Annotated in this window: 11 protein-coding genes; 8 read left to right on the top strand and 3 right to left on the bottom strand. The window is 58.2% G+C overall.

Features of this window, described 5'->3' with window-relative positions; translation table 11 throughout:
- Nucleotides 1-275 precede the first annotated feature (275 nt).
- The 3 genes from M9827_RS08465 to nhaB all read left to right on the top strand — a co-directional run bounded on the left by M9827_RS08465 (nt 276) and on the right by nhaB (nt 4,318).
- Entirely contained in the window at nt 276-1,577 is a 1,302-nt protein-coding gene (locus tag M9827_RS08465) for an NHL repeat-containing protein (RefSeq protein WP_250605047.1), read from the top strand.
- Nucleotides 1,578-1,712: 135 nt separating this feature from the next.
- Nucleotides 1,713-2,639 carry a hypothetical protein gene (locus tag M9827_RS08460; protein WP_250605046.1) on the top strand — a complete coding sequence of 309 codons (927 nt, stop codon included), beginning with the start codon at nt 1,713-1,715 and terminating at the stop codon, nt 2,637-2,639.
- Nucleotides 2,640-2,815: 176 nt separating this feature from the next.
- Complete coding sequence (nhaB, locus tag M9827_RS08455; protein WP_250605045.1) at nt 2,816-4,318, top strand: sodium/proton antiporter NhaB; 1,503 nt, start codon at nt 2,816-2,818, stop codon at nt 4,316-4,318.
- A gap of 125 nt (nt 4,319-4,443) precedes the next feature.
- Here the strand turns inward: nhaB and M9827_RS08450 are convergent, their stop codons facing one another.
- From M9827_RS08450 to gnd, 3 genes are read right to left on the bottom strand one after another with little or no spacing between them, the layout of a single operon-like run.
- A complete protein-coding gene (locus M9827_RS08450; protein ID WP_250605043.1) occupies nt 4,444-5,265 on the bottom strand; it encodes an HAD family hydrolase in 822 nt (273 codons plus the stop codon).
- Nucleotides 5,262-6,785 (bottom strand): glucose-6-phosphate dehydrogenase, encoded by a 1,524-nt coding sequence (gene zwf, locus M9827_RS08445; RefSeq protein WP_250605042.1) that lies wholly within the window; start codon nt 6,783-6,785, stop codon nt 5,262-5,264. Before zwf ends, M9827_RS08450 begins: the two co-directional genes overlap by 4 nt.
- Nucleotides 6,782-7,762, bottom strand: coding sequence for a phosphogluconate dehydrogenase (NAD(+)-dependent, decarboxylating) (gnd, locus tag M9827_RS08440; RefSeq protein ID WP_250605040.1), 981 nt, complete (start codon nt 7,760-7,762; stop codon nt 6,782-6,784). The genes zwf and gnd overlap by 4 nt, the downstream gene beginning before the upstream one ends.
- A 272-nt stretch (nt 7,763-8,034) precedes the next feature.
- On the opposite strand from gnd, the gene M9827_RS08435 reads away from it, so the two are divergent.
- The 5 genes from M9827_RS08435 to M9827_RS08415 all read left to right on the top strand — a co-directional run bounded on the left by M9827_RS08435 (nt 8,035) and on the right by M9827_RS08415 (nt 14,507).
- Nucleotides 8,035-8,217, top strand: coding sequence for a DUF6026 family protein (locus M9827_RS08435; protein WP_007914840.1), 183 nt, complete (start codon nt 8,035-8,037; stop codon nt 8,215-8,217).
- Nucleotides 8,218-8,424: 207 nt separating this feature from the next.
- On the top strand, nt 8,425-10,173 hold the full coding sequence (locus M9827_RS08430) for a phosphoethanolamine transferase CptA (RefSeq protein WP_250605038.1): 1,749 nt from the start codon (nt 8,425-8,427) through the stop codon (nt 10,171-10,173).
- Nucleotides 10,174-10,420: 247 nt separating this feature from the next.
- The gene (locus M9827_RS08425; protein WP_250605036.1) at nt 10,421-13,492 is read left to right on the top strand and encodes an immunoglobulin-like domain-containing protein; all 3,072 of its coding nucleotides are present in this window, start codon (nt 10,421-10,423) and stop codon (nt 13,490-13,492) included.
- Nucleotides 13,493-13,959: 467 nt separating this feature from the next.
- Complete coding sequence (locus tag M9827_RS08420) at nt 13,960-14,244, top strand: DUF3077 domain-containing protein (protein ID WP_250605034.1); 285 nt, start codon at nt 13,960-13,962, stop codon at nt 14,242-14,244.
- Complete coding sequence (locus tag M9827_RS08415; protein ID WP_250605032.1) at nt 14,241-14,507, top strand: short-chain dehydrogenase; 267 nt, start codon at nt 14,241-14,243, stop codon at nt 14,505-14,507. The genes M9827_RS08420 and M9827_RS08415 overlap by 4 nt, the downstream gene beginning before the upstream one ends.
- Nucleotides 14,508-14,723 lie beyond the last annotated feature (216 nt).

The raw sequence follows: 14,723 nt of genomic DNA, 5'->3' as shown, positions 1-14,723 counted from the left end.
CGGGCCATGCGGATGACGCTCAGGTCATCCGCCCTCCTTTGTTAGTTGGTTTCTTTTTAACTCCGCGCACTTCTGTACAACTAATAGCAATGTAACCGGGCTTAATGCTTGGCCGGCTTGCTATTGGTTCAAAAAGACACTGTTCTGGCACAGTGCGACCCTCCACCTGTTAGTTCTAACAGTTGTACTTCTCCCGGTTCAGGGATTGAATGTTCCGCTCATGCAGTTACCCACCCGGTTCCCGGTACAAGGTCAACTCGCAAGGAGATGCGTGCATGTCCACTCTGAACACTTTTGCGCTGCCGGCGCTATCGACGACTTTATTGAGTCGAACCGGTCAACTCGACAGAACGTTTGCCACCACCGGCGTCGCTCAAGTGTATTTCGCTGGCAGTATGTCCAGCCTGACCGAGGACATTGCCATCGATACACAGGGGCGCGTTCTGGTCGCGGCAAAGGTCGGCGTTGCCAGCGGCAGTCGATTCGGCCTGGCGCGGATGCTGGCCGATGGCTCGGCCGATCTGACCTTCGGAGAGCAAGGCAGCGTGATCGACACCTTCGCTCCGGGGTTTGAAGCCACGGCCGGCAAGGTCCAGGCACTCTCCGGCGGGCGCATCCTGCTCGCCGGCCTGCATTATGAAAACGCGCATCGCACCCTGCCGGCGCTGGCCTTGTTCGACGCACAGGGCGAGCCGGATTTGGCTTTCGGTGACAACGGTCGCCAGGTAGTGCGCCTGCCCGGTGACTTGTCCATGGGCAGCCGGGATGCCTGGCTACCTCCGGGCGTACCCGGTGCCGAAGCCTGCGACTTCGTCGTGCAGGACGACGGGCACATTCTGTTGATCGCCAATCATCACTTCGAACTCGCCGACCATGCCGGCATGCTGATTCGCCTCAAACCCGACGGCAGCCTCGATGAGACGTTCAACGGCCGCGGCTTCGTGATGATTCGCCACTTGCTGCTCAACACTTGGCTCAGCAGCCTGCTGTTGCAAAAGGATGGGCGAATTGTGGTGGCCGGCTCCATCGACTTTCCGCAGGAGGGTTTGCTGGCGCGCTATCTGCCCAACGGCTGCCTCGACGAGCGTTTTGCCGTGGACGGCTTCATGGCGTTCAAGGCGCACGGGCAAAGCGCTCAGGTCAGTCAGGTCCTTGAATCGACGGAGGCACTGCATTGTTTCGGCAGCAGTCGCGACCCGATCCGTTGCATGGCGTACTGCCTGCACACCAATGGTCGACCGAACCTGCACAACCATGGCGGCCAGCCACAACTGCTGGAGATCGGCCCCAGCGGCTGCCAATGGAGCGCTGCTCAACCCATGGCGGATGGCCGCATCATCGCGGTCGGTGCAACCATTGGCGGATTCGAAGCGGACTTTGTTGTTGCCCGCTACCTCAGTGACGGCGGCCTGGATCACAGCTTCGGCGATGGCAAAGGCTGGTTGCGCACGCGCCTGGGACGCAGCCTGGACACGGCCAACTCGCTGGCCGTGCAACCGGACAACGCCATCCTTGTCGGTGGTTATTCACTGGATGGCAACTACCGGGCCATGGTCGCGCGGTATCTCAATCAGTAGGCCGTCAGTATTTACCGTTCGTCGCAAATACCGTCCAACCTGTAATTTCTGACAGTAGACGGCACCCTTGATCGCGCATCAGATTGCAGGGCGTGCAGAACCGCTGCACGCCCGTCGCGAAAAAGGAATTTTTATATGAACGATCAAGTGAAACTGTCACCTCATTTTACGTCGGTAGGTCTTTTGCAAGGCAGTGCCGAATCCATTGCTCCCAAGATCCTGTCAGTCACCGATGGTGAGGGTAACCCCGTTCAAGATGGCGGTACTGCCACAAACGGTCATCTTTCTTTCGTCGGTTCGGCCTCTCCGAATCAGCAGGCGGAAATATGGGACAACGGTGCTCCGGCGTACCCTCCCGTCAATGTTGACGTTGAGGGTCATTTCAGTGCACTCCTCCTTGATCAGAAACGGGGGCGTCACGTCTACCATGTGAAAACCACCGATAACCAAGAGTCCCCGACATGGACTGTCGATGTGAATGTAAGCGAAACGGTATCGATCACCTGGGTCACCGGTCCTGATGGATTAGTCATCAAAAACGGTGAATTCACATTCCATGACGAACTGAACTTTACCGGCACAGGTACACCTGACAAGGTCGTGGAACTGATGAATAACGGTACGGTGGTAAAACTCCTGAATGTTGATTCCAACGGAAATTGGAGCGCCAACGTCAAAGGCCTTGAGACAGGTACTCAAAACTTCATTGCCCGCGAGACAAACGGGCAGCAATCATCGCCATGGCGGGTCCTGGTAAAGCAGCCTGCACCGATCAGTATTCAGTTCGTCCTGGGCAATGAAAGCTTTCAATTGATCGGCAATCAAAAAACCACGACCGATACATCGGTGACGTTGGTTGGCACAGCAAACCCAAGGGAAACAGGCTGGATTGTCGACTATGAACGTGACCTGGTGCCCTTCGCTGCAAATGACCAGGGTGTCTACTTTGCAACGATCAAGGACCTGGAAGAAGACCACGTTCACACCTTCAGGCTGAGATCTGATCTGGCTCGAATCTCGACGCCTTGGGCAATCAGAGTGGTTTCGTCGAAATTGCGATAAACACTTCCCTCCTGCAGACAAAAGGCCCACCGAGTCATGACCCGGTGGGCCTTTGTCGTTCCAGCGTCAAAGCGCACGCCCGGTTTTCAAAAAAGACCTTGGTTAAATCCAGTAACACCTTGAACTTGCCAGCCACATCCGGCAACTTGCGCGCTTCTAAAGACAAGGAGCAGCCGATGTCCGGTTCAATGGCCCAGGCGTTCGCGCAAAATTTTCTCGGGCACTCGCCACGCTGGTACAAGGCGACCATCGTCGGTTTCCTCATCCTCAATGCCGTCGTGCTGTTCAGCGTCGGGCCGGTTGCGGCCGGCTGGTTGCTGGTGATCGAATTCATCTTCACCCTGGCGATGGCGCTCAAGTGCTATCCGCTGATGCCCGGCGGTTTGTTGCTGATCGAAGCATTGCTGCTGAAGATGACCAGCCCGCAGGCGCTTTACGATGAACTGGTGCACAACTTCCCGGTGATCCTGCTGCTGATGTTCATGGTGGCCGGTATCTACTTCATGAAGGATCTGTTGCTGTTTCTGTTCTCGCGCCTGCTGTTGGGCGTGCGTTCAAAAGCGGTACTGGCCTTGATGTTCTGCTTTCTATCGGCGTTCCTGTCGGCGTTTCTCGATGCGCTGACGGTGACCGCTGTGATCATCAGTGCGGCGGTCGGTTTCTATTCCGTTTATCACCGCGTCGCGTCGGGCAACGATCCGCGCCAGGACAGCGAGTTTGCTGACGACCGGAACCTGCCGAAACTGCATCACGACGACCTGGAACAATTCCGTGCGTTCTTGCGCAGCTTGCTGATGCACGGCGCAGTCGGTACGGCGTTGGGCGGTGTCTGCACATTGGTGGGCGAACCGCAGAACCTGTTGATCGGCCACGAAATGGGCTGGCACTTCGGCGAGTTCTTCCAGAAAGTCGCCCCGGTGTCGCTGCCGGTGCTGGCAGCGGGTCTGATCACCTGCGTGTTGCTGGAGAAGCTGCGCTGGTTCGGCTATGGCACGCTGCTGCCGGACAATGTTCGCGCCGTGCTGGCCAACTACGCCGCCGAAGACAATGCCGACCGCACGGCGCGCCAACGCGCAGCCCTACTGGTGCAAGGCGCGGCAGCATTGATCCTGATCGGCTGCCTGGCCTTGCACATCGCCGAAGTCGGTTTGATCGGCTTGATGGTGATTGTGTTGATCACCGCATTTACCGGCATCACCGACGAGCATCGTCTGGGCAGCGCATTCAAGGACGCCATGCCGTTCACGGCGTTGCTGGTGGTGTTTTTTGCGGTGGTCGCGGTGATTCACGATCAACAGCTGTTCGCGCCGTTGATCGAGTGGGTACTGGCCCTGCCGGTCGAACAACAACCGGGCATGCTGTTTATTGCCAACGGCGTGTTGTCGGCGATCAGTGACAACGTGTTTGTGGCGACGATCTACATCACCGAAGTGAAACAGGCGTTCCTCGCCGGGCACATGAGCCGTGAGCATTTCGAGACGCTGGCCATCGCGATCAACACCGGCACCAACCTGCCAAGCGTGGCGACGCCGAATGGCCAGGCCGCGTTCCTGTTCCTGCTGACCTCGGCGATTGCACCGCTGGTGCGTTTGTCGTATGGGCGGATGGTGTGGATGGCGTTGCCGTACACCTTTGTGATGGGTTTGCTGGGCTGGTATGCCGTGAGCTACTGGCTCTGATCAAACCGCCCCGGTCCATGTAGGAGCTGTCGAGTGAAACGAGGCTGCGATCTTTTGATCCTGTTTTTATCAATCAAGGTCAAAAGATCGCAGCCTGCGGCAGCTCCTACAAGATTTGCGCTGAATCAGTGAGGGAGGATGTACTTCTCGATCGCTTGCGCCACGCCGTCTTCGGTGTTCGGCGCGGTGACTACGTTGGCCTGACGCTTCACCGCCTCCTCCGCCTGCCCCATGGCAATCGACAGGCCGGCGCAATGGAACATCGCCGGGTCGTTGCCGCCATCGCCGATGGCCGCTGTCTGCTCAAGCGCAATCCCGAGATGCTCGGCCAGGGTCGCCAGTGCGGTGCCTTTGTTGGCCTCCAGCGCCGTGACGTCCAGATACACCGGTTGCGAGCGTGAGACTTGCGCCATGCCGTTGACCTTCTGCAGCAGTTGCGCCTCCAGCTCGATCAACAGCTCAGTGTTGTTGCTGGTCGCGACGATCTTGTTGATGCGCTCAAGGTACGGCTCGAAACTCTCGACCACCACCGGCGGATAACCGAGGCCATGCTGTTCGCGCGGCACCATCGGCCCGTGCGGATCCTTGAGCAGCCAATCGCCGCCGCTGAACACCCAGATTTCCACATCCGGTTGATCGGCGAACGTTGCCAGCGCAATCAGCGCGGTGGTGGCCGGCAAGTAATGCGCCACCAGCAGGCTGCCATCCGGATTGACGATGGTGCCGCCATTGAACGCTGCGGTTGGCAGATCGACGCCCAAGGCTTCGATCTGCTGCAGCATGGCTTTGGGTGGTCGACCGGTGGCGAGGCTGAACAACACGCCCGCCTCACGCAGCGAACGCACGGCTTCAATGGTGCGCTGGCTCAGGCTGTGATCGGGCAGCAACAGCGTGCCGTCCATGTCACTGAGCAGAAAACGGATAGGTTGTTGCGGCAAGTCACTCATCCGAGGCCATGCCAGACGCGACCATCGCGAGTCAGTAGATCTTCGGCAGCTTGCGGGCCGTCTTCTCCGGCGGCATAGGTCTGCACAGTGGCATCCTGTTGCCAGGCGTCGAGGAACGGCTGCACCGCGCGCCAGCCGTTTTCGATGTTGTCTGCACGCTGGAACAACGTCTGGTCACCGGTCAGGCAGTCGTAGATCAGGGTCTCGTAACCGGTCGACGGCTGCATCTCGAAAAAATCCTTGTAGGCAAAACCCAGTTCGATATTGGCCATGTTCAACGCCGGCCCCGGCCGTTTGGCCAACAGGTCGAACCACATGCCTTCGTTGGGCTGGATCTGGATACGCAGATAAGTCGGCTGCAACTCGTCGACTTCGGTGTCACGGAATTGCGCGTACGGCGCCGGTTTGAAACAGATGACGATCTCGGTGTCGCGCACGCTCATGCGCTTGCCGGTGCGCAGGTAGAACGGCACGCCGACCCAGCGCCAGTTGTCGATCATCACCTTCAGCGCGACGTAGGTTTCGGTGCTGCTGTCCGGCGAAACGTTGGGTTCCTGGCGATAACCGTTCAGCGGCTTGCCATCGACTTGACCGGCGCTGTACTGGCCACGCACCGAGTTGGCCCGCGCCTCCTCGGTGGTCCAAGGGCGGATCGCACCGACGACCTTGGCCTTCTCGCCGCGCACCGCATCGGCGCCGAACGCGGCTGGCGGTTCCATCGCCACCATGGCGAGCAACTGGAACAGGTGATTGGGCACCATGTCGCGCAGTGCGCCGGTGTGTTCGTAAAAACTGCCACGGGTTTCGACGCCGACGGTTTCGGCGGCGGTGATCTGCACGTGGTCGATGTAGTGATTGTTCCAGAAGGCTTCGAACAGGCTGTTGGAGAACCGGCTGACCAGAATGTTCTGCACGGTTTCCTTGCCCAGGTAATGGTCGATCCGATAGATCTGTTTCTCGGACATCACCTTGAGCAGGCAGGCGTTCAAGGCTTCGGCGGTTTGCAGATCGGAGCCGAACGGCTTCTCGATCACCACCCTTCTGAACGCTTCGGGAGTTTCTTCAAGCAAACCGGCGCTGCCCAGTCGGCGCACCACTTCACTGAAGAAACGCGGCGCGGTGGCCAGGTAGAACACCGCATTGCCGGTGCCGCTGTCGGCGATTTTCGCCGCCAGCGCAGAATAAGTGCTGTCGTCCAGGAAATCGCCCTGGACGTAGCTGATACCTTTGGCAAGCTTGGCCCACAAGGCCGGATCAAGCATCTGATCGCCCTTGCCGACCTTCGCCGCCACTTCGGTTCGGATGAAGTCTTCGAGCTTTTGCGCGAAGGCTTCATCGGTAATGGCGTTGTGGTCAACGCCGACGATCCGCAGATTGTCGTCAAGCAAACCGTCGCGACTGAGGTTGTACAGCGCCGGCATCAGCAAGCGCTTGACCAGGTCGCCGTGGGCACCGAACAAAAACAGCGTGGTCGGTGGTGCGGGTTCTGCCTTGGATTTTCTGCGGATCGTATGGGTCATTTCTTCGGTGTCTCCACGTGGCCGCCGAAGCCGAAGCGCTGGGCCGAAAGAATCTTGTCGCCAAAGGTGCCCTGACCGCGCGAACGGTAGCGCGAGAACAGCGAGTTCGACAGCACCGGTACCGGCACCGCTTGTTCCATGGCCGCTTCGATGGTCCATTGCCCTTCGCCGCTGTCGGCAACGGAGCCGGAGAAACCGTCGAGCTTCGGATCGCTGGCGAGCGCATCAGCGGTAAGGTCGAGCAACCACGAGGACACCACGCTGCCACGGCGCCACACTTCAGCGATGTCGGCCACGTTCAGGTCGAAACGCTGATCTTCCGGAAGGCGCTCGCTGGACTTGGTCTTGAGGATGTCGAAACCCTCGGCGAACGCGGCCATCATGCCGTACTCGATGCCGTTGTGAATCATCTTCACGAAGTGCCCGGCACCGGCTGGACCGGCGTGGATGTAGCCATGTTCGGCACGGTGGTCATCGGACTTGCGATCCTTGGTGCGCGGGATGTCGCCCATGCCTGGTGCCAGAGCGGCGAACAGCGGGTCGAGGCGCTGCACGGTTTCAGCATCACCGCCGATCATCATGCAATAGCCGCGCTCCAGGCCCCAGACGCCGCCGGAGGTGCCGACGTCGATGTAGTGCAGGCCCTTCTCGGCCAGAGTCCTGGCCCGGCGAATGTCATCCTTATAGTTGGTGTTGCCGCCGTCGATGATGGTATCGCCGGCTTCGAGCAGCGTGCTCAGGGTGTTGATGGTGTCTTCAGTGGGTGCGCCGGCCGGCAACATGACCCAGACCGCACGCGGTTTGGTCAGGCCGGCAACCAGTGCCGGCAAGTCGGCGACGCCGGTGGAGCCCTCGGCGACCAGGTTCTCGATGAAAGCGGTATTGCGGTCGTAAACAACGGTGGTGTGCCCGTTGAGCATCAGACGTCGCGCAATATTGCCGCCCATGCGGCCCAGTCCAATAATCCCGAGTTGCATGTGCTGATGCTCCTTACTACAAATAAATGTGTGTCATTGGTTATAGCCCAACGCGACTGATGGAGGTTAGTCCAGAGCGTTGCGATGAAGTTTCCGGGCATTGTGCCCGATCCAGACTGATAACGCCCCGAATCCTGCCGAAGACACACCGACCATGAAAAATAAAAAAGTTCCATTCACAGGCAAAAGAAATCAAAATCGGCGCCGATAGTAAGTCAGTACCCAAAGCGGGGACGACCTACAGTTGATGCACGCCATTTGCGAGGTGAGCAATGGGCACAGTACACACAGCAATGCCGCCACAAACCCTGTACGTGACAATCCGTCGCGATGAATTGCGCCAGTTGAAAGACGAACGCGACCAGTTGAAGCAGGAGCTGGCGCAGCTGCGCCTATTGACCCAAGGTGTGCAGCCGCAACCTTTGCCGGTCGTTCAGCGTCACCCGCACGCCTGATCCCCCCTGTTTCGGGAACGGCAGCCGCTGTTCCCGACATGCTGCACCGCTGCTCGCGTCTCTTCAGATCTAGCGGCAACTCACAAACTTTTCACATTCCCTTCGTAATACTCTGCCCCATTCTGGCCGTACCTGTGTGTACGGCCTTCGTTCGTCGGCTTCATGGATGTTCCGGCGGTGGTTGTAACGAGTGAGCTGGAGCGCCGAATGGCATTGTTCAAACGCAGCAAAACGACTGCGACAGGTTTCGATTGGGCCGGTTTTATCTGGCTGTTTGTATTCTTCTGGTACTTCTCGGGCATCACCCAACTGCTGATTCAGCTGACCGGCACCTCCGGCTTCAGCGGATTCCGTCAGGCGTTCTTCATGAGCGCGCTGTGGCTGGCGCCGATGTTGCTCTTCCCCAAACGCACCAAACTGCTCGCTGCCGTGATCGGCGTAGTGCTGTGGGCCTGCTCGATGGCCAGTCTCGGCTATTTCTTCATCTATCAGCAGGAGTTTTCGCAGAGCGTCATCTTCATCATGTTCGAGTCGAACGTTTCCGAAGCCGGCGAGTACATGACCCAGTACTTTGCCTGGTGGATGGTGCCGGCGTTCCTCGCGCATACCGCGTTCGCTTATTTCCTGTGGACTCGCCTGCGCCCGGTGTACATGCCCCGTGGTCGTGCGCTGGTCGCGGCTACGGCGATCGTCATCGCGGTGGTCGGTTATCCGCTGGTCAAACAGACCCTGCGCATGGGTACTTTCGCCCAAGGCTTCGAGAAGTTCGAAACCCGTATCGAGCCGGCCGTGCCATGGCAGATGGCCGTGGCCTATCACCGTTATCTGGATACCCTCGCCGATATGCAGGGCATGCTGCACAACGTGAGCAAGATCCCGCCGCTGAAAAACCTCAAGGACGCCTCGGCCGATCAGCCGAAGACCCTGGTGCTGGTCATCGGCGAGTCGACCAACCGTCAGCGCATGAGTCTTTACGGCTATCAGCGCAACACCACGCCGGAACTGGACAAGCTCAAGGATCAACTCGCGGTCTTCGACAACGTCGTCACCCCGCGCCCGTACACCATCGAGGCGTTGCAGCAAGTGCTGACCTTCGCTGACGAAGAGCATCCAGACCTGTACCTGTCGACACCGTCGCTGGTCAGCATGATGAAACAGGCTGGCTACAAGACCTTCTGGATCACCAACCAGCAGACCATGACCAAGCGCAACACCATGCTCACCACGTTCTCCGAACAGGCCGACGAGCAGGTGTACCTCAACAACAACCGTAACCAGAACGCCGCGCAATACGATGGCGATGTGATCGAGCCGTTCAACAAGGCCCTGGCAGACGCGGCACCGCGCAAGCTGATCGTTGTGCATTTGCTCGGCACGCACATGAGCTATCAGTACCGCTACCCGCCGACGTTCGACAAGTTCCAGGACCGCACCGGCGTGCCAGCCGGCGTGCGTGACGACCAGGTCCCGACCTACAACAGCTACGACAACGCCGTGCTGTACAACGACTTCGTGGTGTCGAGCCTGATCAAGGATTACGCCAAGACCGATCCGAACGGCTTCCTGCTGTACCTCTCGGACCACGGTGAAGACGTGTTCGACTCGGTGGGCCACAAGACTCTGGGGCGCAACGAAAACAAACCGACCGCGCCGATGTACACCATCCCGTTCATGGCCTGGGCGTCACCGAAGTGGAAGGCCAACCACGAGTGGAACTTCGCCGGCGACCTCGATCGCCCCTACAGCAGCTCGCATCTGATCCACACCTGGGCCGACCTGGCCGGTTTGAGTTTCGATGAACTCGACCACAGCAAGAGCCTGGTCAGCGACAGCTTCAAGGCGCGCCCACTACTGATCGGCGACCCGTACCAGACTCAACAGCGCGCGTTGATCGATTTCAGTTTGATGAAGCCGAAGAAACCCGACGCAGCGCCGGCGGATGTTGCGCAGAAGTAAAGCCGCGGTGGATCTACCGAGGTGAACGCAAACGAAGAGCGCTTTGTCTGATCCCTTGAAAAGCTCTGTATCGAAAGATGCAGAGCTTTTTTTATCTTCAGAAATCCGGTTCGTTCAATGAACGATCCCTGTGCAAACACCTACCACACGTCGGATTTCAGTCCTTACCTGTCAGATCTGACAGGTGCGCAATCTTACCAATGCGCTTTCAATCACTCCGTTACCTCACCGAACGGAGCTCGCCACCATGCCCAACCCAACACCGGATGCCCTGAAGTCCCTCTACTTCCCTGCCCTGAACACGCTCGACCCAGCGGAGGACTACGATGGCGGCATCCCCATTCGTGGCGTGGAAAACGGTTTGCAAGGCACTGTGCCTGCCTGGCTCGACATGGACATCGGCGACCGGGTCGATGTGTTTTGGAACAACGCTACGCAGGAGGTGTGGAGCAAGACCATTCAATACGAGTCCGAACTCAATCGTGATGTGATCTTCACCCTGGCCAAGGACTTTGTGCTCGACGGTGATGCCACCAACGTTTACTACAAGATTTCCGGCAAGAACTATCCCGGCGAAGAATCCAGACCCCGCTTGAAGCTGCTGGTCAAACTGACCCGCCCCGGCGAATACGATGACATCCCCGGCGATGACGGCCACTCCGACCTCAACTTTTCCCTCGACCGCTACGAAGTCGATCAGGACTTTCCGCAAAACGGCGTGGTGACGATGCGCATCGTTCCCTACCGCAACCTGACCCGCTACGACCGCATCCACGCCCGCTGGGGCAGCCAGCAAGTGATGCATCTGGTCACCCCGGAACAAGCCGCGGATCCGCTGAAAAACCCGATCGACATCACTTTCGATTACGACCTGATCAAGGCCGCCGGCGATGGCTCAGCGGTGGCGGTGGCGTTTCAGGTGGTCGACCGCTGCGGCAACTACCCGGACGAGCGCGCACCGTGGTCGGCCCTGCAATCGGTGCTGGTCGATATGAACGGTGACCGCCTGAACCCACCGCTGGTGCTGGTCAAAGGCCAGCCGACCACTCGTGTGGATCTCGACGAACTGGGTGACGACGACGTCAAAGTGCACGTATCCACACCAGATGCCGATTTTGACGTGGGCGATGAAGTGCTCCTGACCTGGACCGGCACGCCTGCCCAAGGCCCGCAAATTATCGTCGGCCCATTATCGATGGCGGTGAAGTTCGTGAACTTTCATCTCGAGTTCATCATCCCCAACGAAGCCGTGCGCGCCATCGCCAAGGGCAGCGCATCGGTGGGCTTTATCCGGCGCCGCGAAAATGAGTCCGACCGCCCCTCGAAAAACGCCAGCGTCAGCGTCGTCGGTGACATCAGCCGACTGCCCGCGCCTACCGTTGCCGAGGCACCCGGCGGGACGTTGCCAGTCGATACGCCTTGGGCGACGGTGAGTGCTCCGTGGTACGTCGGTCGCAACGCTAGTGATCTGCTTAACGTGATCTGGGAGGCAAAGGCGCCCGGCGGCGACACGGTTTACTATGAGGACCCGCGCCCGGTCGGCAACATCGCGGATGGCGAGCCCGTCTTGCGCGCCGTTGCCCAAAGCGATATCCAGCGTTTCGATGGTTTGGGCGTCAAGGTCTACTACGTCGTCACCAACAGCGAAACTACCCTGCTGAGCGTGCGCGAATCGCTGCCATTCATCATGCAGGTCGGCGTGGCGAAGCCAATCTTTGAACGCCCGGAAGTCGAAGAAGCAGACGCCAATGACGTGCTGGATCCGGACAAGGTGCCGCCCTCCGGCGCAACCTTGGTCTTGACCCACACCGATACCCGGGACAAAGACCGGTTCAACTTTAACTGGAAGGGTTCGGCCAGCGGCGGCAGCTTCAGTGACCATATCGACCTGATCCCCGCCACTGCTGGCAAGCCGGTGCGGGTGACCGTGCCGAAACAGTACGTCACGGCCAACCTCAACGGCGCGGTGGTGGCGGATTACCGGATTGAGCGAGGGGGAGAAACGTTGGGGTATTCGCAGGAATTGAAACTGCAGATCGGCGTGGCGCTGGATCTGAAAGCGCCGAAAATCAAGGAAGCCCCGAACGACATTCTTGATCCGATTGCTGCAAAAGACACGCTGACGGCCATCGTGACAGCCTATGACAACATGATCGGAACCCAGGTTCGCGTGACATGGCATGGCACGCCCGGTCAGGGCAGCGCAACGACGGACCCCGTCGATATCACCGAGCAGGCGGACAAGGAAGTTACATTGTCCGGGTCGGTGGTTCCGTTCAATTTGGGCAAACAGGTCAGCGTGACTTACAGCGTGATCCGCAATTCAGTACCGCAGGGCTCGGATGAATTGCTTCTTGGCGTGCTGCCGATCACCGATGGCGATCCAAGACTAGGCATGCCATTGATCATCGAAGCTGCAGATAGCGGTAACGGCCCTACGCTCGATATCAGCGCGCTGACCACTAACGCAACGATGCGAGTGAACAGCTACCCTTTCATTGCTCTGGAGCAATATGTCTGGCTACGTGTGACAGGCACACTCAATGATACGAACGGCAGCGAGTATGCAAAAACTTTCTGGCAGCCACCTGATTCGAAAACCAACAGCACGTGGATCAGCCAAGGCTTTCAGACCCACACAATCCCGCTTGCCGATTTGAAAAGTTTGAAGAACGGCAGCGACTTGAAAATGGTATTTAAAACAGGGTTGGGAGGAAGTGCGGACGAACGGCAAGGGACACAATTCAAAGAGCGTATTTATAACGTCAAGACTGCAAACTCTCTCGTCTGGGATGATAGTCCAGTAACACTGACATACCATACCGCTTCATTTGAAGGGGTCAGTCCAGACTGGGATATCATCGGACATACTTTTTCAATTGCCTTATACAGGGGAGCCAAAGAAGGAGTTCCTCCTTACACATTCAAATCAGCAAATGAAAGCGTCGCCACAGTTGATCGGTATGGCAGGATCAAGGCCGTGGGCAAAGGAAAAACCATCATTACCCTGCAAGACAATGCAGGCGAAACCAAAACGCTTGAAGTTACATCAATGCAAGTTCACTGGACTCTCATGTATTCTCCCCACCCTGGCACTCAAGAGGAATTTATTGAGTGGGCAGGAAAAGTTGGGGGGAACGTGATCCCTCATGGTTTTTTAGGACATGTACTCAGTGCATTGTATCGTCAAAAAAATGCCACATGGCATCACGTATCCATCCGGCGCAATACTACTACTGAAGAGTTGTTGAATCCGTATTTCAATGTCCAGTTCTACCCTTTTCCAAACATCGCACCTTTTCTAGCCATCAAAGAATAACCGAGGCGCCAAACGGAGCCAGATTATGTTTGCTGTATATTTTTAGAAGCTGCCCAACCTCTGGTAGCACCCACATAGTCAGTGTGTGAATTACCAGAGGTTGCGATCTTTTTCATCGAAGAAAGCTGGCAGATTGTCAACGCGCATAGCGTCGCCCCTACAAAGAATCCCGCCAAACGCCGGTAGATTGCAGCGGTTGACTGCCCTGCCCTCACTCCCTATCCTCGCGCCCTGTCACGACTCATTCGTGATCGGGTTTGACGGCTCGGCGGTTTTTAAGGTGTGCATTGTTCCCCAACTTTGCTAGCGCGCTCGCGTGCTCGAAACAAAGCTAAATGGTGACTGTGTGCGGGGCACTTTCGAGTGCGCCGGGTACCTTAGACCGGTCCGTCAACCTGCGCACAGTTGCCACCCATTCGTTTGACGGCGATCTGGTGGCAGCTCTTGATGACTAAGGAGCTACACCGATGACCGACCCAACCACAAAACCCACCCCCTTCGCCCCCTGCGACCACGTCGCCCACCACCTCTTCACCGCCCAACCCGATATCCCCCTCCTCGACGCCCTCGAACACGCCTCCGTTTACCTCAACTGCGCCGAAGCCCTCGCCCACCAAGCACCCACCGCCACCCGCCCGGAACACTGTGGCTCACTGCACTGGGCCAGCCAGCAAATGCTCGGCACCGCCCGCGCATTGGTGCTGGCTTCCGTCGCCGGTTTGCAGGCCGCGCAGACCGGAGGTGAAGCATGAGTGCGCACATTTCCATGACCCACAACGAGGACAGCATTCCAGTATTACTGGTCTCCAGCGAAGCCCCGCTGGATGTCTTGCACAACAGCGCGGCCAGTCGCTTTCTGGCGGTGACGCAGATGATGGAAAGTCTGGCCAGCCTGGATATCTCGTCTGCAAAGGGTGCTGATGTACAGCAACTGGCCCATGCCGCCGCGATGTTGCTCCGCGATGGTTGTGACGTGATGGATGTGCTGGGGCGGCAGATTCGATTGCGGGTCTGATGTGCAAACGCTTGAGGGGTGAAAATCTCTCCGCACAAAGCGTTCCACTCCTCCTGTAATCCAGGTTCACGCGCTACCGCTCATCGGTTTCATACCCGCACCTGTCAGATCTGACAGGTGCGCAATCCCACCAATGCGCTTTCAATCACTCCGTTACCTCACCGAACGGAGCTCGCCACCATGACCAACCCAACACCGGATGCCCTGAAGTCCCTT

Source organism: Pseudomonas sp. AKS31 (assembly GCF_023634765.1).
GTDB lineage: Bacteria > Pseudomonadota > Gammaproteobacteria > Pseudomonadales > Pseudomonadaceae > Aquipseudomonas.
The sequence above is the reverse complement of the archived record's forward strand: the minus strand, read 5'-3'. Positions and strand labels throughout refer to the sequence as shown.

What these genes read in the sequence shown, in the direction of transcription:
- M9827_RS08465 (WP_250605047.1), top strand. Translation starts at nt 276, where the DNA reads ATGTCCACTCTGAACACTTTTGCGCTGCCGGCGCTATCGACGACTTTA.
- M9827_RS08460 (WP_250605046.1), top strand. Translation starts at nt 1,713, where the DNA reads ATGAACGATCAAGTGAAACTGTCACCTCATTTTACGTCGGTAGGTCTT.
- nhaB (WP_250605045.1), top strand. Translation starts at nt 2,816, where the DNA reads ATGTCCGGTTCAATGGCCCAGGCGTTCGCGCAAAATTTTCTCGGGCAC.
- M9827_RS08450 (WP_250605043.1), bottom strand. Translation starts at nt 5,265, where the DNA reads ATGAGTGACTTGCCGCAACAACCTATCCGTTTTCTGCTCAGTGACATG.
- zwf (WP_250605042.1), bottom strand. Translation starts at nt 6,785, where the DNA reads ATGACCCATACGATCCGCAGAAAATCCAAGGCAGAACCCGCACCACCG.
- gnd (WP_250605040.1), bottom strand. Translation starts at nt 7,762, where the DNA reads ATGCAACTCGGGATTATTGGACTGGGCCGCATGGGCGGCAATATTGCG.
- M9827_RS08435 (WP_007914840.1), top strand. Translation starts at nt 8,035, where the DNA reads ATGGGCACAGTACACACAGCAATGCCGCCACAAACCCTGTACGTGACA.
- M9827_RS08430 (WP_250605038.1), top strand. Translation starts at nt 8,425, where the DNA reads ATGGCATTGTTCAAACGCAGCAAAACGACTGCGACAGGTTTCGATTGG.
- M9827_RS08425 (WP_250605036.1), top strand. Translation starts at nt 10,421, where the DNA reads ATGCCCAACCCAACACCGGATGCCCTGAAGTCCCTCTACTTCCCTGCC.
- M9827_RS08420 (WP_250605034.1), top strand. Translation starts at nt 13,960, where the DNA reads ATGACCGACCCAACCACAAAACCCACCCCCTTCGCCCCCTGCGACCAC.
- M9827_RS08415 (WP_250605032.1), top strand. Translation starts at nt 14,241, where the DNA reads ATGAGTGCGCACATTTCCATGACCCACAACGAGGACAGCATTCCAGTA.